General features: G+C 70.9%; 9 protein-coding genes and 2 pseudogenes. 3 read left to right on the top strand and 8 right to left on the bottom strand.

Going from position 1 to position 18,370, the window contains the following annotated elements; translation table 11 throughout:
• Positions 1–3: 3 nt before the first annotated feature.
• On the bottom strand, positions 4–975 hold the full coding sequence (locus tag CcI156_RS18065; RefSeq protein ID WP_076807064.1) for a hydrogenase: 972 nt from the start codon (positions 973–975) through the stop codon (positions 4–6).
• Between the two features lie 427 nt (positions 976–1,402).
• Here CcI156_RS18065 and CcI156_RS18060 point away from each other — a divergent pair, with 427 nt between their 5' ends.
• Together CcI156_RS18060 and hypB are read left to right on the top strand one after the other, a co-directional pair.
• Complete coding sequence (locus CcI156_RS18060; RefSeq protein ID WP_076807061.1) at positions 1,403–1,897, top strand: hydrogenase maturation nickel metallochaperone HypA; 495 nt, start codon at positions 1,403–1,405, stop codon at positions 1,895–1,897.
• Between the two features lie 6 nt (positions 1,898–1,903).
• Positions 1,904–2,797: a hydrogenase nickel incorporation protein HypB gene (gene hypB / locus CcI156_RS18055; protein ID WP_076807031.1), complete on the top strand. Its 894-nt coding sequence runs from the start codon at positions 1,904–1,906 to the stop codon at positions 2,795–2,797.
• 277 nt (positions 2,798–3,074) lie between these two features.
• Here the strand turns inward: hypB and CcI156_RS18050 are convergent, their stop codons facing one another.
• From CcI156_RS18050 to CcI156_RS18020, 6 genes are all read right to left on the bottom strand, one after another.
• Positions 3,075–3,296 carry a hypothetical protein gene (locus CcI156_RS18050; RefSeq protein WP_035733742.1) on the bottom strand — a complete coding sequence of 74 codons (222 nt, stop codon included), beginning with the start codon at positions 3,294–3,296 and terminating at the stop codon, positions 3,075–3,077.
• Positions 3,297–3,489: 193 nt separating this feature from the next.
• Positions 3,490–4,794 (bottom strand): TIGR02679 family protein, encoded by a 1,305-nt coding sequence (locus tag CcI156_RS18045; RefSeq protein WP_011435531.1) that lies wholly within the window; start codon positions 4,792–4,794, stop codon positions 3,490–3,492.
• The gene (locus CcI156_RS18040) at positions 4,791–9,122 is read right to left on the bottom strand and encodes a TIGR02680 family protein (RefSeq protein ID WP_076807029.1); all 4,332 of its coding nucleotides are present in this window, start codon (positions 9,120–9,122) and stop codon (positions 4,791–4,793) included. Before CcI156_RS18040 ends, CcI156_RS18045 begins: the two co-directional genes overlap by 4 nt.
• Positions 9,119–10,387, bottom strand: a complete 1,269-nt coding sequence (locus CcI156_RS18035; protein ID WP_076807026.1) for a TIGR02678 family protein — start codon at positions 10,385–10,387, stop codon at positions 9,119–9,121. Before CcI156_RS18035 ends, CcI156_RS18040 begins: the two co-directional genes overlap by 4 nt.
• Complete coding sequence (locus CcI156_RS18030; RefSeq protein WP_076807024.1) at positions 10,384–12,231, bottom strand: TIGR02677 family protein; 1,848 nt, start codon at positions 12,229–12,231, stop codon at positions 10,384–10,386. The genes CcI156_RS18035 and CcI156_RS18030 overlap by 4 nt, the downstream gene beginning before the upstream one ends.
• A gap of 967 nt (positions 12,232–13,198) precedes the next feature.
• On the bottom strand, positions 13,199–14,635 hold the full coding sequence (locus tag CcI156_RS18020) for an FAD-binding oxidoreductase (protein WP_076807018.1): 1,437 nt from the start codon (positions 14,633–14,635) through the stop codon (positions 13,199–13,201).
• Between the two features lie 376 nt (positions 14,636–15,011).
• Between CcI156_RS18020 and CcI156_RS18015 the strand changes: the two are divergent.
• Positions 15,012–17,314 (top strand): annotated as a pseudogene (locus CcI156_RS18015) (DEAD/DEAH box helicase); the annotation flags it as partial.
• A gap of 753 nt (positions 17,315–18,067) precedes the next feature.
• Here CcI156_RS18015 and CcI156_RS25835 read toward each other — a convergent pair.
• Positions 18,068–18,370: pseudogene (locus CcI156_RS25835) on the bottom strand (hypothetical protein); the annotation flags it as partial.

Genomic DNA, 18,370 nt, shown 5'->3' with positions numbered 1-18,370 from the left:
CGGCTAGACGACGAACATGTCCTCCTTCGACCACTGCGGGGCGACTATCCGGGCAGCTGCCGCGTGTGCCAGGTAGCCGAGGTGGCCGCTGCCCGCCGGCACCTCCCGCGGAATGAGCCCGCCGACCTTCCGGGTCCTGAAGATCGTGCCGGGGGCGAGGTCGAAGAATGGGAACTCCGGCTCCGTGCACCCGATGCACGGCATGCCGGCGCGGGTCTTCGACGACTGGCGGTTCCACAGGATCCGGTTGCACGGGGAGTGGGTCATCGGGCCGCGGCAGCCGAACTCGTAGAACAGGCAGCCCTTGCGGGTCCCGTCCCCGAAAGCCRGGGTCGACTGCTTGTATTCGAAGTACTCCGCCCTGGTGCAGCCGGTCTGGGTGAATGTCGTGAAGAACGTCCGTGGCCGGTGCAGCTCGTCGAGCGCGATGTCGGCGGCCCGGCYGGTGGCCAGCGCCACGATGATCTGCGTGATCCAGTCCGGGTGGGCCGGGCAGCCCGGAATGTTGACGACGGGCAGCCCGGAGCGCGATCGGAAGTCCGGGCCGAGGAAACCGCCGCGTTCACGCTTGTGGAACTGCAGCCCGGTGGAGTCCGTCGGGTTCGGCGCCGTCGCGGGGATCCCGCCCCAGCACGCGCAGTCCCCGATCGCCACCACCACCTGGGCCCGGGCGRCCAGCTCGCGCACCCAGTCCTGCATGGGCCGCTCGGCGAAGACGTCGAAGCCGCCGGTTCCGTTCGGGCCGCGGATCACCGAACCCTCGAAGACGAAGATGTCGACCGGCCGCTCACCCCGCGCGCAGTCGGTGAACAGCTCCCGGGCCTGGGCGCCGTTCTCCAGCCCCAACGACGGGTGCCAGAGCAGTTCCAGCCCGAAGTCGGTGATTAGGTCGACGACGTTGGGCTCGTCGGCGTTCAGGAAGGACATCGTGTTGCCGCTGCACGCCCCGCCCTGGAACCACAGCACGGATGACATCAGTACTCCCTTCGTCGGACGGGCCGTGGTCGGCACCGCGGTCCGCCGCACCGCCCACCTCCACGAGCGGACCGAGCCCTCCGTCGAGGTGATCAGAAGCCGCTGGGCCGGGTGATCGTCGGGTGGCCCGTCGCCTCACGGAGACTTCCGGCAGAGCAGACGCTATGTCCCCCAGCGCCGGACGCCTATCGACAGTGCGCGGAGGCTGCCACCAACGCGCAGTCACCAACGCGCAGTGCGGTTTGGTGAAGCGCACACGACCGGGCGAGAGTGGGGCATGCACCGGCCATCCCAGCCCGCCCTCATCGACGCCCGTGGGGCGAGCGCCGAGGTACGGCCCGGCGAAGTGGTGAGCCGGTGCGATGCCGGCTCGGGCGGGTCACCGGATCAGGCGGGTCGCCRGAGGGTGCCGGGGGAGGACCGGGCGATGCACGAGCTGTCCGTCTGCCGATCGATCGCGGACGTCGTCACCCGGCACGCGGCCGGTCGGCCGGTCACCCGGGTGCACGTCCGGGTGGGTCAGCTGCGCCAGATCGTGCCGGAAACCCTCGCCTACTGCTGGGAGCTGATGAACGCTGGGCCCCCGGAGAACGCTGGGCCCCCGGAGAACGCTGGGCCCCCGGAGAACGGCGCCGATCCCCCCGGCGGGCAGGTGCTGGCCGGGTCCGTGCTGGCCGGGTCCGTGCTGGCCGGGTCCGTGCTGGAGGTCGAGAGCGTGCCGGTCAGTGTGTGCTGCCGGGTGTGCGGGACCCGCGGCGAGTTGGCGGACCGGGCGCTGCGCTGCGGCACCTGCGGCGCGGCCGGCGTCACCATCGTCACCGGCGAGGAGTTCCTCGTCACCTCGTTCGAGGTGGCTTCCGACCCAGTAGTTCCCGACCCGGCGGCTCMCGGCTCGGCAGCTCCCGACACCGTGGAGGCGTGACACGCCGTGGGTCGCTTCCATCCCCACCCGGAAGGGGCGCATCCCCACCCGGAAGGGGCGCCGCACGAGTACTCGGGTCCGCACCCACCGGCCGGGGTGTCCGTCGGGGACCATGCCGGCTATGGCACCGGGCCCGAACGGGTCGAGGTCCTCGAGCGGATCCTCGGGGAGAACGAGCGGGTCGCRCTGGCGAACCGGGCCGCCTTCGACGCCGCCGGCGTCACGGTGGTGAACCTGATGTCCGCTCCCGGCGCCGGTAAGACCACCCTGCTGGTCGGGACGCTGCGCCGTCTCGGCCCGCAGCTGCGGGTCGGGATCATCGAGGGCGACATCGAGACCAGCATCGACGCCGACCGCCTCGACGGGCTCGGCGCGGCGATCGCCCTGATCAACACCGGTAACGGGTTCGGCGGGGAGTGCCACCTGGACGCGCCCATGGTCGCCTCGGCGCTGGGCCAGCTGCCCCTGCGCGACCTCGATCTCGTCGTTATCGAGAACGTCGGCAACCTGGTGTGCCCCGCCGAGTTCGAGGTCGGGGAGGACCTGCGCGCGATGGTGTTTGCCGTCACCGAGGGCGAGGAGAAGCCCCTCAAGTACCCGGTCATGTTCCGCTCGGCCGACCTGGTGCTCGTCAACAAGACGGACCTGCTTCCCCACCTCGACTTCGACCTTGACGCGTTCCGGAAGAACCTCGCCGACGTCAACCCGGACGTGGYTGTGCTGGAGGTCAGCGCCCGTACCGGCCAGGGGGTCGACGCCTGGTGCGCGTGGCTGCGCGCCCTACCCGGACAGCGCCCGGAGCCTACGATCGGCGGGGCCGCGCTCGATGACGACGGGGATCCAGCGCGGGCGGGCGCTCGACGGCGGGCGCCTGGAAGGCGACGGTCTCGACGTCCGTGACCGCGACATCGATGATCTCGACATCAGACAGCCCGAAGTCGGGTGCCTGGAAGAGGCGGATCGTCAGAGGCGGGGGCTCCTGCCGCGGCAGAGAGCGCGGCGGCTCCGACGCGGAGAAGAGGGGGATCGAGGCGGTGGCGATGAGATGTCTCGCTTTCGGGGTGGGGCTGCCGAGTGGAACGAGGGGTAGGACGTCAGGGCGGTGACAGGCTTCTCCGCGGGACCTTCCGCCGCCTACGTGGCGTCTTCGGGTTCCGCGAATCGAAGCCTCACGGCGTCAGAGACGGGACATCTTGCTGAACGGGCTCAGAATGCGTTCCTGCTGGGAACCGAAATCGACGAGGACGGCGACTTCTGCTTCGACCCCGGTTACCTGGCCGAGACCGTACATGTCGTGGGTGACCCGGTCTCCTACGGCGAACCGCTTGCACGGCGGGGTGACCGGGGCCTTGAAGGGGCTGGTGGACAGACGGGGCCTGGGTAGCGCTGACTTGGTCATCGCCTCCAGTATGCGCCTGCCGCACCGGGCGCCGCTGGTCGTCGTTGACGAAGACCAGACGATCACCGCTGCTCTCACCGGCCATGGCGCCCGGACGAGCGAGGTTGCCGACCTGCTGCCCGCGCGTGTCRCCGGGACTCTACCGGCCGCACCCTTGAGCGCCTGGCCTTTATCTACCGAGTGTTATCGAGTGTTACCAGGCGTGTGGGGCGCCGAGGTCGTTGATCAGCTCGGCGAGGACGAGTTCCTCGTCCACTCTGATCGCATGGTGCTCCAGCGCGGGGCGCAGGTCGGGGTCCCAGGCCGCGTCGACCGGCCGGCCAACCAGCTCGCCGCCGGTCACCGTGGTCAGCGCCGCCTGATAGGACCGGGCGTCGAAACGCCATGGCCGCCAGCCGATCCGTTCCCGCAGGCCGTTGGCGATGCGGATGCCGCCCCAGTCGAAGTCGCCATGGTAGGCAAACCGCGCGCCCTGGCCGGCGAGCGCCGCGAGCAGGCTGATGACGGCGGCCGACGGCTGGCCGTTCACGCACACCAGCGGCGGGGTGCGGCCCGCCAGCTCGTCGGCGGCGCTGGCCAGCACGATCGGATTCTCGCACAGGTACACCACTCCGAGGCCCACCCCGAGGTCGCCGCGGTCCTGGCCCGGGCCGACCTGGCGCAGAGTGAGCACGCAGGGCTCCCCCGCCTCGCGACAGATGGCCAGGATCCGGCCGGTCGGGCTGTCCGCCCCGCCCGGCAGACCCAGGCAGAGCACCGTGGACGACAGTTCGTCACGGTGCACCCCGACAGCGGCCCACGCGGCGCGACGGCCCGCGGCCGAGCCGTCACCCGCCGGGTGGGATCCGCCCAGTACCCGGGCCGCCGCCAGGGCCAGCGTCGCCAGCGGCCGGCCGTCGTCGAGCGCGTGCGCGTCACCGGTGCTGGTGGCGGCCAGCCGGCCCAGCGCCACGCCGGGTGAGGGCAACGCGTCGAGCACCCGGAGCAGGTCGGCGGCCAGCGGCCCCGCCGCGTCCGGGGTGCCAGCCAGCCGGCGCAGCAGGCCGGTGCTGTCCAGCCAGGACCGCCAGGGGGTGAGTTCGGGGCGCCGGGCGAGGAGGTCGTCCAGGGGCTGGTGCGCCTGCGCCCAGGCTCGTGACTGCGCCGCGGCCAGCTCCGCCCGCTCCGTGACATCCCCGGTGAGCTGGCGGACGGCGGCGGCGAGTCCGTCCGGCGCGGCGCCGCTGGACCGCAGCACCGCGTCGACCTCGTCCAACGACACGGACAGCGAGGCGCCGGTGCCGGCCCGGCGGCCCAGCAGCCGCTCGACCCCCCGCCGCTGGTCCGCGCTGGCCCGGCCGAGGGTGACCGTCCCGGTGAGCGGCCGGCCCAGCTCGATCCTGCGCCGCACCCGGTCGAGCAGCCACGCCGTGTGCTCACCGCCCAGCAGACGACGCAGCCGTTCCACATCGCGGGCGGCTTCCGTACCGCGGGAGGCCCCGGTCGACGACGCGCTCACTCGAACGGCAGGGGCTCGGTGTTGCCGCTCTGCGCCGGACGGAGCGGCTGGGGCTGGTCGGGTTGGTCGGGCTGGTCGAGTAGCTGGGGCTGGTCGGGTTGGTCGGGCCGCTCGGGCTGGTAGGGCACCGGCCGGTCGACGCGGGTGCGCTCGTGCCCGTCCCACCGCCACGGCGTGACGAGCACGGCATCGATGCCGTCCCGGCGGGACAGCTGCGCGATCGCCAGGCCGGGAACCTGCGGGTAGCAGCCCCACTCGCGCTCGCTGGTCATCACCACATCGAGGTCGAACGCGGCGAGCAGACCCAGGCACTTGGCCCGCGAGTCGTCGTCCACTCCGGCGAACGCCTCGTCCAGGGCGACCAGGCGGGGTGCGTGCCGGTTGCCGGAGGAGTCGTAGAACGACGAGGCAGCTGCGAACAGCGGCACCGACGCCGCGAGCACCCGCTCACCACCGGACGCCGGACCGCTCGCCGGCCGCCACTGACCGTCCTGGAACCGCTGCACAGCGAACTCGTGCCAGTCGCGGTAGTCCAGGGCACGGGTCAACTGCTCGGCCCATCCGCCGGTGGTGTCCGCGCTGTGCTCCCGGTTGATCTCCTCCTGGAGGAACGCGCCGACGGCGGTCCGCTCGGCGGGGCTCCAGGCGTCGGCCGTCTGCCGCAGCAACCGGTCGCGCACCGCGCCGAGCCCCTCGGGGGCGCTGCGCGCGACCCGCCACTGCAACCGCAGCCGCATGCCGGTCGACGTGGGCCGCTGCGCGAGGTCCGTGTTGATCCGGCGAACCTGGCCCTCGGCGTCGCTGATCAGTTCCTGCAGGGCGCCGGCCACCTCGTTCACAAGGTGGTTCTCCAGGATCTCGCGTTCCTTCGCGGACAGCAGCATCGCCCGCTGCCCGGTCTCCGTCTCCAACGCGGCGACCAGGGCCGGGATGTCCTGCTTGCGGCCCTGGAACAGGACGTCGACCACGATCACGCCGTCGGAGACGACCATCCCGACCGAGTGGCCGTGCCGGGACAGCGCGTCGGTGAGAACCTTGTGCTCGGCCGACACCCGCTGCTGCGCCAGCTCCCACCGGCGGTCGGTGTCGTCGACGTCGTCGAGGGCGGCGTTGACCGCCCGGGCGAGCGTGATCGCGGGGTACGGTGCCCAGCCGGCAGCCGGGTCCGGGATCTCCAGGTCCGGGACGGCGACCGCGAGCAGGCCGGTGGCCGCGAACGCCCGGAGCCTCGCGACAGCCGCCTCGCGTTCGGCCGCGGCGGTGGTGATCGCCTCCCGCAACGTCTCACGCCGGCCGTGAGCCCGGCCCCGGGCGTCGAGCGCATCCCGTTCGGCGGCCCGGGCCTGCTTCTCCCGCTGCCCGCACCGGTCGAGTTCGGTGTCGACGGCGGCCAGTTTGCGGAACAGTTCGTCGACGGCGGCGCCGGCCGTCTCGACCAGGACCCGGTGACGTTCGGCGGCCGCGTCGGCCTGCGTCTGCGCCTCGGCGACCGCCTCGGCGGTCTGTTCCTGGCGTTCCAGCGCGAGGGTGAGTTCGTGTTCCGCCTCGGTCGCCGCGCGGCGGGACCGGTCCAGCGATTCCGCCGCCGGCCACAGCGCGGCCAGCTCCGCCCGGTAGTCACCCAGGGCGTCCCGGACGTCGGCCAGCGCGGCCGGCTCCGCGGGCAGGCGCACGTCGCCGGCGAACTCCTCGGCCGCCGCCCGCGCCTCACCCGCGGCCTGCTGCCGGCGGGCCGCGACAGCGGCCGCCTCCTGGTGCTGGGCGTCGATCCGCCGCTTGGCCTTGTGCTCCGTGGCCAGCTGCGCGTGCGCCTCGCGCAGGTCGCCGTCGGAGGGCCGGGCCCCGTGCTCGGCGGCCAGCGAGAGCTGCCGGTCGGCCAGCTCCGCGGCGGCCGCGGCCAGCTCTTCGAGCCGTAGCTCGATCCGGGTCGCATCGGCGCGCAGGTGGTCGAGCCGGACCCGCCTGGCCGCCTCGCGGGCACCCTCACCGATGTAGCCGGCGGTTTCCTTGCGCCAACCGCCGGTCAGGACCCCGTTACCGAACCGGCCGTCCACGGTGACCCAGGTCTCGGTGCCCGAGGTCCTGTTGGCCGTCGTCCCGTTGGCCGTCGTCCCGTTGGCCGCCGGCCCGTGGACCAAGGAGCCGCCGGCCGGGCCGGGCCCGCCGCGCAGGCCGATCGTCGCGAGGACGGCGGCGACCGCGGTGTCGCTCAGCCGGGCCGCGCGTGCGTCGTCGCGGTCGATCGCCGGCGTGAGCACCGCGGCCAGCCCACCCCCCGGCGCCGGCCGCCCGGGCGTGACCAGAACGTCGTCGCTGACGGGGTCGTGCAGCCGCCCGTCCGGGCCGACCCAGGCGTCGAGGATCCCGGCGGCCTCCAGCGCCGCCTCGATTCCGGCCCGGTGCTCGTCGGGCACGCCGTCGACGAAGTCGACGACCTTCCACAGCGGGGCGCCGTCCCGGCCGTCCCGCCCGTGCTCGTCGCGGGTGTGCGGGGCCGGCGGCGAGTCGTGGCCACCGGCCGCCAGCCGCTCGATCTCCTCGGCGAGCCGTTCGAGTTCCCGCCGGGCGGCCGTCTGCTCGCCGTCGAGGACGGCCTGCCGGCGCCCGAGGTCGGCGGTGGCCAGCCGCGCCGCCCCGTCCACCGCGGTGGCGACCGGGTTGGACCCGTCGAGTGTGTCCACCCAGCCGGCCAGGGCCGCCAGCGCGGCGTCCGGGTCGGCCGGCCGCAGGTACGCGCAGCCGGCCAGGTAGGCCGTGCAGGCCACGACGAGGCCCGCCCCGCGCTGGGCGGTCAGGTCCTCGGCCGCCGCGATCCGCTCGGCGGCGGCCTGCTGCTCGGCAGTGATCCGGTCCAGGTCGTCCCGGGCCGCGCGCAGCGCCACGCCGGCGTCGGCCGCCGCGCGCAGCAACCCGTCGAGACGGTTCACGGCGGTGCCCTGCTGCCCGACCAGGGCCTCGGCGGATCGCCGGGCGTCGCGGTACGGCGGTTCCCCGCCGTCCAGCTCGGTGAGTACCGCGGCGTGCCGGCCGGTGACCAGGGCGGCCTCGGCCGCCAGCCCGGCGGCCCGGACCGCGGCGTCGAAGCCCGCCGCGTCGGCCTGGACCGTGCGTTCCGCACCCGTGAGCCGGCGCTTCCGGTCGCCGGCAGCCTCGGCCGCGGCCCGGCTGTCCCGCTCCCGCTGGGCGGCGAACCGGGCGAGCCGCCCGGCATCCTCCTCGGCGCCCCGCAGCGCCGCCGCGTCGCGCATCTCCGGGCTGTCCCGCAGCGCGTCCCGCCGGGCGGTCAGTGTGGCCTTCGCCTCCTCCACCTCGGTGAGCGCCTGCTGCGCGGCCGTCAGGGCCTCGACCGCCGCCTGATGCGCGGCGTCGGCCTCGGCGAGATCCCGCCCGTGCTGCTCGTAGCGGCTGTGCGCCTGCCGCGGCGGCGCGGCGTACCGCTTCGCGGCCACTCGGGCGTACCGGCGGTAATGGGTCAGGAATGCCTGCGCAGCCGTTTCCGCCTCGGCGAGGGCGCGCAGCGTCTCCCGTTCCTCGTCCAGACCCCGGAACGCCTCGGCCACGATGACCACGAGCGCGGGGTCCAGCGGCGGCAACGCCTCGGTGAGCGCCCGGGAGAGCAGCTTCTCGTCGGGCTTCTTGGACAGTTGCGGCTGGCGTAGCTGGATCAGGAGGTTGACCAGGGCCTCGTACCGGTGCCCGCCGAGACCGAACAGCGCTTCGTCCACGGCACGGCGGTAGTCCGACGCGGTGTCGTACACCGCGCCGTGGCCGTCGACGGCTTCTTTCAGTTTGTCCCTGGTCAGTGGCACCCGGGTCGGGCTGACCAGGGACAGCTGCGGACCGATCCGCTGGCGGGTCACGAAGAACCAGTGCCGGACGATGCCGCGCCCGCTGACCGCCTTCAGGCCGGCCCCGATCGTGCGGTACTCGGGGATGCCGTCACCGCCCAGCCGGCCGAACTCCAGCCAGGTGTAGCCGAGCCGCTCGGGATGCGGATGCCGGCCGCCCAGCAGCAGGTTCCATTCCATCCGCTTGTTGCGGTCACCGTCCGGTTCGACCCGGTGCGCGRCCAGCTCGCCGTCCAGCAGGAACGGCAGCGTCAGCGCCAGGACCTTCGACTTGCCGGTACCGTTGTTGCCCCGCAGCAGCAGCCGCCCGTCGTGGAAGTGGAACTCTTCCACGTCGTAGTAGAAGAGGTCGACCAGGCCGGCGCGCAGCGGCTGCCAGCGGTCCTCCCGGGCCGGTACGGGAATCGAGGCCGACGCCGGTGCCGGTGCGGGAATCGAGGCCGGTGCCGGTGTCGCGGGCATGCGGGTCGAGGTGCTCATCGGCGGCTCGTCTTCTTCCTTCTGGCCGGACCGCTTCTGACCGGGCCGGCGCCGCCCGCCCGGCCGTCGTGGATCGTCGGCGCCTCGACGGCGTAGCGCGCGATCGCGGGCCGGGCGAGCACTGCCGGCGGCTCGCCGGCCCGGCCCGGCACGTCCGTGACCAGCCGCAGCGCGCGCAGCTTGTCCAGCGCCATGGCGAGCAGCTCGGCGTCGGCACCCGGTTCGGTGACGCCCCGCCGCCAGTAGGTGGAATGCTCGGCCGCCATCTTCCGAACGTATCCACGCAGCCGGCCGACCGGCACCGRCTCCGCGGGATCCGGCCGGGTGGCGAGATACTCGGCGACTAGCAGGGTCACGTGGCCGTCGGTGCGCTGTTCCGGCATCCGTACGTCGGTGAGCTCGTCGTCGGGGTCGACCATCGCGATTCCCTCCGCGCGCATCTCGGCGATCAGACCGGTGGCGTCCTCGATCCGTCTGGTGATCGCCCGGCGCTGGCTGATCAGGTAGGCGCGCTCGTCCTCGGCGAGCTCGTCGTAATAGACGACGGGATCATCGAGCAGCCGGCGGGTCAACCGGCGGCGAAGCGACCGGTTGCGCAGGTCGTCGGTGTCGGGGACGGGCTCGTGGGTCAGCTCGGCGAGCCGCGCCCCGATGTCGTCGGCGTCGATGGTCGACGGGCCGCGGGTACCGGTCAGCAGCGACGCGAGCACCCTGCGGCGTACGTCGTACAACGCGTCGCCGCTGTCGCGCAGATAGGCGTCCTCCTCGCCGGCGACCCGATCCAGCACGCCGAGCGTGAGCAGCAGCCGGACCACCGCCACGAGGTCGGAACGTTCGTCCCGGCGGCTGAGGGTGAAGGTGACCCCGGTGCGGGCCAGTTCCGGGTCGCTCGCCGCGACCAGCACCCCTTCGGCCAACCGGCCGAGGGTGATCTGGGTGTCCGCCCCCTCCAGCACTGACAGCGCGAGGCACAGCAGGACGTAGCGGCGCCGCCCGAACGGCGCTCGGCCCTTCCCCTCCCGCGCCGGGTGCGTGTCGTCCTGGATGGTCGCCGCCGTCTTGAACAGCCGCGCCGATTCGGCGTCGACGACCAGCCGCCAGCCGGTTTCGGCGGCGAGCCACTCGCGCAGCTCGGACGCGTGCCGGCGGACCAGCCGCAGGACCTCGTCGTCCGCGCCGGCGGTGCGTAGCGGCCCGGCCAGCAGCGCGCGCAGGGCCCTGCGCCGCGCGGCCCGGTTCTCCTCGGCGACCGAGTCCGCCGTCATCCGGACACCCGTCCGGTCTCCAGCAGCTCGAGCCGGTCCGGCCCACCGGCGAGTACGACCGGAGCGAGGCCGTCCATCCGGCCATTCAGAYCGTTTTGCCGGTTTCGGTCATTCCTGTCGTTCGAGTCGCTCCAGTCGTTCAGGTCGTTCAGGTCGTTCCAGGCCGCCGGACGCGATGCCGCACCGGCCAGGTCGACGATCTCGACGGTGTGTTCCGGGCCGTCCAGGACGCCATCCTCGGTCTCGATCCGCGCCACCCCCCCGCCGGGGACGAGGGTGAGGCGGATCAGGACCGTGCCGTCGCTGGACGTGGTCTCCACCTCGGTATCGCCCGCCAGCCTGGCGGCGAGCGCGTCCCCGAGCAGGCCGAGGAACAGCCGGAACGCCTGCCGGTCCAGGACGCCGAGCTGGGACAGCAGCACTGGCCCGTCGGTGGCGAGCCGGGCCCGAGCGGACGCGGCCTGCTCCGCCTCCCGCGCGGCCTGCTCGGCGAGCAGCCGCCGCTGCCGCGCGCGGTCCGTGACCCGGTTCGGCGTTCCGCGCCGCTCGTAGGAACCGGTCCGGCGTAGCTGCGGGCTGATCCGCATCGGCGGCGCATCCTGCCACGGCGTGTTCGGTGTCGGCTCGTCCTCCTGCCAGGCGGCGACGGTCTCCTGGCTGACGGTGAGATGCCGGGCCGAGGCCAGGCCGAATGCGGCCCGCCACAGCCGGTGGGCCGCCGCGTCGTCAGGAGCCTCGGCAAACCAGCGAGCGAGCGTGCGGAAGTCCGCCGACCGGTCCGAACGGCCGGTACGGCGCTCGTTGAGTGCGGCGACGGTATCGATGAGCTGGGTGATCGCGGTGATAGCCGCGCCCCGCAACAACCGTGCCTGGGAGGGACGGCGTGAATCCGCCGACACGAACCAGTCGTGCAGGCCGCGCCAGCGGTTGCGCCAGCCGTCCAGGGCCGCGGCGACCGCGGCGTCGTAGGCGGTCCGAATCCGCTCAGCGTCGGTTCGCCCGGCTCCGGTCCGGCCGGAATCGGATGCCCCGGAGCCGGATGCCCCGGAGCCGGATGCCCCGGAGCCGGATACCTCGGGCACGTCGGGCACGGCGTCGGTCGCCTCCCGACGGGCCGCGAGTAGCAGCAGGCGTTCGACGCCGGCCCCCTCGACCTGACCCAGCAGGGTGGCGATCTCCGCGCCCCGGTTCGCCAGCTCGGCGATGAACCGGTTGATGTAGTCGATGAGCCGTTGCTTGTAGGCGAGGAACGCGTCCACGTCACCGTCCGAGAAGTCGATCACTCGGCGGAGGGACGTCATGAACGCCTGAGCGTTGTCGGCCAGTCCGGTGAACCGCTCCGCCAGCCCCAGCAGCAGCAGGTGTACCTTCGCCGGGTCGAGATCGGCGGCGTCGCCGGCCGTCATCTCCACCAGGGCGCGCAGCTGGGCGGCGATGTCCTCCAGCGCCACCGACTGCAGGGCGCCCCGGCGGCCGATCGCCACCTMGTAGACGGCGATCGCCTCCTCGGCCGCCTGCCCGGCCGGGGTCAGCTGGTACAGGTAGCGCGCCCGGTGGAAGTCCGCCACCGTGGTCACCCGGCCGGTGTCCGGGTCGGCCCGCAGGTTGCCCCACTCAACGAGCTTGTCCAGCGCGGCGACGATCGACTCGGTCTGCCCCGGCCGCCCCAGATCCGCGATCACGTCCTCGGGGCGCATGTGGACGATGAACCGGTCCCGCGCCCGCGCGAACGTCGTCAGCACCTCCCGGTAGACGTCCGCGTTGGGGGCGCTCAGGTGCGCGAACGGCTGCCGGGGCGGCGCATCACCGCCGGCTGCCGGCCCGGTCTGTCCGTCGCTCGTCACACCGCCCAGTATCGCCCACCATGCTACCGCGTGAACGGCGGGTGACCGGCTACCAGTGACACTGCTGGGGAAGACGGGAGTCTGCGGGGTCGTCGGTGGCTGAAGCGACGGCCGAGTCTGGCAGGCCTGGACCAGCACCTCGATGCCTCACCTACTCCGCGAACTGATCGACATGCTCRCCGCCGGACACCGGCTCTGCTTCTACCTACCCAGTAGGTCACAAACCATGAACTATCGATCACAGCAAATCGCCGTCGATTACGTTGGAGATTGCTGCGATTCACGTCATTGGTGAAAGGATTAGAGCCCGATGGCGGGGGTATCTCTGGCTCGCAATCCAGTGGGGAACTTCCCCGAGGAGATGGYGGTGCGACACTGGAGGGGGCGGAAATGGCGCTCAGGAAAAGCCCGAAGTATTTTCTGATGGTTGTGATCGTTGCGCTCGGGACAATTTTGTCTGCGGCTCCTTCGATGGCTTCTCCGCCGAGAAGCGCGCCTGGCGCGGTCCATCGCAGTGATGTACATTGTTATTGGCGCCATATGAGCGGTCACTGGGTCTGGAGGCATGGACACCGGACCTGGATTCCCCCGCGCACGGTCAGGGTCTGTCGCTGAGATTCCAATAAAACAGGCATCGATCGCAGGAATCCCTGCGGTCGGTGAGGAGATCTTTTAGAGACAAGTGTTCCGTCCTTGTGCGCTCGCGCGGGGACGGAACGCCAAGCCTCGGATGCCCGTTACAACGTCCGCCTCGCCCACGACCGAGGATGAAGAACTGTGCGCCGTGTGGGCCACGGCGCGCCAGCGAGCCTGGCCGGTCGTCTCGGTGGACGAGCGGGAGAGCCTACAGGAGACCCTGGAGATTCTCGCGGACAGTGATGCGGTGGCGTCGATCCGTCAGATGCGTGAGGAGATCGCCCGAAAGGTGGGGACGATCATCAGCCCCAGCCCCAGCCCCAGCGCCGGCTCAGCTTTCGGCGGGGGGGATGTTGGGGTTGAGCCGGAAGCGGTTCTCCGGGTCATAGGTGCGCTTCACTCGCCGCAGCCGCTCGACGTTGCGCCCCCAGGCCCGTGCCCGGTCGGCGTCGTCGAGATCCGCGTCGCCGCCGAAGTTGAGGTAAGTGCCCGATGCGGCCCGAAGCCTGACGGCCTCGCCGTAGGCATTGCGCACCCAGCGGATGTTTGCGTCGTCTTCGGCGGGGTCCAGCCAGTTTCCGTCGATGCTCAGCAGGTACCGAGCGCTGCGGTCACCGAACGCGGTTTCGGTTGTCCCTACACGTGACATGGCCCCTCCCAGGAGAGGCAGGTGCACCATCGTCGTCGGGTGCGGGCGGTCGTGGCTGATGCGCGCCACGAACGTGGTCGCGTCCTCATCGAGTCTGTCCAGGTAGACGGACTTCCAGTAACTCTGGAGCCCACCCTTGGGGAAGAAGGGATCGAGGGAGGATTGCGCTGTCCGGTACGACCGGGCCTGGCTCATATCGGCAAGCGGCGCGCCAAACCCGGAAAGCGCCCGGCACGCTCGCTGACCCTCGTCCGGGGTGCCGGCATACAGGGCGGCCGTGATGAGCACGTCGCGGTTGTGCACGGCGGGCGGGAGCGTCGGTGCATCCGGCAGCGACCACAGGAGGGCACGGCTGGTGACCTCGTCAGGGACGGTGGACGTCCAGTCCTGCCAGCGGGAAAGCACCTCGGTAACGGCATCGACCGGGTGAACGATCATGCTATTCCAGACCATCGGGCCCAACGGACAGGCCTCGAACTCGAAGGACACCACCACACCGAAGTTGCCGCTCCCGCCACGCAACGCCCAGAACAGGTCCTCATGTTCGGTCCCGTCGCACCGTATGATCTTGCCGCTGGCTGTCACGACCTCGGCGGCGCGCAGCGCATCACAGGCCAGACCGTRCTTGCGGTGGAGCCAGCCGATTCCGCCACCGAGTGTCAGACCCGCGACGCCYGTGGTCGACACGACCCCGCCAGGTACCGCGAGCCCGTACAGCTGCGTCTCACGGTCGACGTCGCCCCAGGTCGCACCACCCGCCACCCGCACACGTCGCTGATCCGGGTCGACCCAGACACCCCGCATCATCGACAGATCGATCATCAAACTGTCGTCGGCCGTGCAGGTCCCGGCGATGCTGTGGCCGCCGCCGCGGACAGCGACGAGCAGGTCCCGCTTGTAGGCGAGGCTGACGGCGTCGACGACGTCGGCGGTGCCGGTGCATCGGATGATCAGACCGGGTCTGCGGTCGAGCATGGCGTTCTGGACGACCCGGATGTCGTCATACCCCAGGTCGTCCGACGTCAGAACCTGCCCGCGGAAGATCGCGCGAATCTCCTCGACCGTCTCGTCCGAGAGCGTCTGCCGTTCGCCATCCAGCGTGAGTATCTGTGCCGACATCGAGCGATCTCCCCTCCGCGCCTGCCGATGTCTCCGGTGGGCATCGGTCTGCGTTACTCGCTTCTTACAGGGTGACGCCACGGCTGGATCGTCGCTAGCGTGTTCGTCCCGCAGGACGGCAGCCAGTTCGGCGAGTGYGGCCAAGATTGCCACTCCGAACCCGGCCCACCGCCATCCCGTCTCTGCGCCGGACAGCGGCGTGCCTGCGGAATTAGGAAGCTGGCAGGTCCGTCGCTGGCGCCTGGCGTGGCTGCCGGGGGTGCGGGCGCAGCCCGCCCCGGTCCGCCAGCGTGTCGGTGGCCGGGATCCGGGTCCGCGAATCGGACTGTCGGACCGCTCCAGTAGCGTTGGTCGGCTGTCTATCGGGAGGTCAGTCGTGCTGCTGGAAGGACTCAAGCCAGGGCTGCGCGTCGACGGGCTCATCCCCGCCGAGGTCGTCACGGTCATTGCCGCGCAATGGCACGGTTCCGACGCGCTCGAACTGACCTACAAGACCGCCGCCGGCGGCCTCGGCCAGCAGGTCGTGTTCCGCAAGGACCAGGACAAGCTCAGCGTCGCCCAGACCGGCAGCCGCGCCTTCGATGCCAACGCCAGCGACTTCAAACTCGTGGCCGAGGCGCAGCGCATCTCGCTGGCCGGGCTCTTCGACCCGATGCTCGCCGTCGCCACCAGCGACGTGCAGCCCCTCCCGCACCAGATCCGCGCGGTGTACGGCGAGCTGCTCCCGCGTACCCCGCTGCGCTTCCTGCTCGCCGACGACCCCGGCGCCGGCAAGACGATTATGGCTGGCCTCTACCTCAAGGAGCTGCTGCTGCGCGACGACGTGAAGCAGTGCCTCATCGTCGCGCCCGGCGGGCTCGTGGAGCAGTGGCAGGACGAGCTCTTCTTCAAGTTCGGCCTCCGTTTCGATCTGCYGACCAACCAGCTCATGGACTCCCAGGTCAACCTCAACGTCTTCGAGACCAACCCGCTCCTCATCGCACGAATGGATCAGCTCTCCCGCAACGAGCAGCTCCGGGCCCAGCTCAGGGAGACCGAGTGGGACCTGATCGTCGTCGACGAGGCCCACCGCATGGGCGCCCACTACTTCGGCGGCAAGCTGGAGAAGACCAAGCGCTTCCAGCTCGGGGAGCTCCTCGGCGAGATCACCCGCCACCTGCTGCTGATGACCGCGACCCCGCACTCGGGCAAGGAGGAGGACTTCCAGCTCTTCCTCACCCTGCTCGACAGGGACCGGTTCGAGGGCCGGCAGAAGAAGACCACRGACACCAGCGGGATCATGCGCCGCCTGGTCAAGGAGGAGCTGCTTACCTTCGAGGGCAAGAACCTCTTCCCCGAACGTGTCGCCGAGACCGTTCCCTACGAGCTGACCGCGTTGGAGTACGCCCTCTACGCGGACGTCACCCACTACGTCCGCGAGGGGATGAACCGGGCCGACCGGCTCGGCGGCAAGCGCAAGAACACCGTCGGCTTCGCGCTCACCGTTCTCCAGCGGCGACTCGCCTCCAGCCCGGAGGCGATCTACAAGAGCCTCGTCCGCCGTTCCGAGCGCCTGGAGGGCAAACGGCAGGAGATCCTCAACGGCACCTACCGCGAGTCCGAGCCGACCGTCGACCTGGGCGAGATCGACGAGGACGGGTACAACGCCGAGGAGATCGAGGAGCTGGAGGAGGACCTGCTCGACGCCGCCACCGCAGCRCAGACCGTCGAGGAACTCAACGCCGAGCTGATCGAGCTGGCCGAGCTGGTGAAGACCGCCAAGATCGTCCGCGACGCCGGCGCCGACCGCAAGTGGACCGAGCTGTCGAACATCCTCCAGGACGAGGTGCTGACCGCCGACGCCAACGGCTGGCCGCGCAAGCTCATCATCTTCACCGAGCACCGCGACACCCTCGACTACCTCCGGGCCAGGATCGGCTCGCTGCTCGGCAAGCCCGACGCGGTCAGGGCGATCCAGGCGGCGTCCGCCGCGGCGAGCGTCGCCAGATCACCGAGGAATTCACCAAGAACCGCGACGTCCAGATCCTCCTGGCGACCGACGCGGCCGGGGAGGGCCTCAACCTCCAGGCTGCCCATCTGATGGTCAACTACGACCTGCCGTGGAATCCMAACCGCATCGAGCAGCGCTTCGGCCGCATCCACCGCATCGGCCAGGACAAGGTCTGCCGACTGTGGAACCTCGTGGCCTCCAACACGCGGGAGGGTGAAGTCTTCACCCGTTTACTGGCCAAGCTCGACCAGATGCGCCAGGATTACGGCGGCAAGGTCTTCGACGTCCTCGGTGAAGCCTTCACCGAGACCCCGCTGCGCGCCCTCCTGCTCGACGCCATCCAGTACGGCGAGCGCCCCGACGTGAAGGCGAAGATGCACGAGGTCATCGGCGCCAGCGTCGGCGATGGCCTCAAGGACCTGCTCGACGAGCGGGCGCTCGCCTCAGAGCACCTCGCCGAGGCCGACCTCCAGCGGCTCCGCGCAGCGATGGATGAGGCCCGGGCCAAGAGGCTCCAGCCGCACTACGTCGAGCTGGYGTTCAAGGCGGCCTTCACCCGTCTCGGTGGCCGGATCGCCAGGCGTGAGCGGGGGCGCTACGAGATCGCGAACGTGCCCCAGCACCTCCGCTCGGYCGGCAGGGGACCGATCGCGACGAAGTACGACCGCGCCACCTTCGACCTTGCCCACTGCGATCATGGCTGCAAGGTGGTTCGTTGGTTGATCGAGTTCCGGCCTGTGCTTCGGATGTCTTGCTTCCCGTCGGTAATGCTACGAAACGCGCGCGAATACCCACGCACTGTCGGTACCRTACCGGCGCGACACCTAGATCCGAGGAGCGGCAGAGCCAGACGAGGAGGGCCGTCGTGGCGATGAAGGTCAAGGTGGGCAACTATGCCCATCTGTGGGACGGTGCTGAGCCCCTCGTGCCGGGGGACCTTGTACTCCTGCCCGAGAACTGGCTCAGTCCCAAGATCCATGGTCCTGGACCCTTCGAAGGCACCGTGACCGCTGTCGGAAGTGACTATGACGGTCCGATCTCGCGGATCATCGCCAAGATCGGGCACGATCCGGAGTGGAAGCCACCTGCGTCGTACATCCCACCCGCACCGCGTGTGTCCCTCATCCACGAGGGTCGGTATCGAGTGGCCCTGGCCGAGTACGAACGGCAGCGTGACGAGTGGCGCCAGCGCGCAGGCGGGTCCTCCTCTGATCCGGTGACCGTCGAGCGGGCCAGGCTCGTCGCGTGCCCAAAGTGTGGTGCTCCTGAGTCAAGCCCGTGCACAGATGCCACGAAGCCCCGAAAAGCGAACCATCAGGAGCGGGTCCGTCGCTTCCGCGAGTGGATGGAGGAGACCCATCCTCGATTTCCATGGCACGGAGCGCCGTAGCTGCCAGTCTCGGCCTGATGAATTTTGCATGATGTGCGAATTCCGAGAATAGTCATGCGGACTCGATGCGGCGGATCCAATTTTTGCCGTCAGCGGCTACTCCTTCGAGAATATGGATCGTGTGTTGGAGGCCGCCGGCGTCCTGGGGGCGGCTGGCCACCGATGCCGCAGTTTCGTCCTCCGTTAATTCATCGGGTGCGGATTCCGTCGTTTTCATCTGGATTTTTTGGCCGTTCATCAGGGCGAGCTGGAACTTCTGTGTCGCGGACCGCTGGTATCCAAGCTCGAAGACCTGTTCCGACTGCGGCTGGCGAAACCCAGGCCTCACCCTGTCGGACCGTATCTTCGCCTGCCA

Origin of the sequence: Frankia sp. CcI156, assembly GCF_001983015.1 — a bacterium.
Taxonomy (GTDB): Bacteria; Actinomycetota; Actinomycetes; order Frankiales; family Frankiaceae; genus Frankia; species Frankia casuarinae.
The sequence above is the reverse complement of the archived record's forward strand: the minus strand, read 5'-3'. Positions and strand labels throughout refer to the sequence as shown.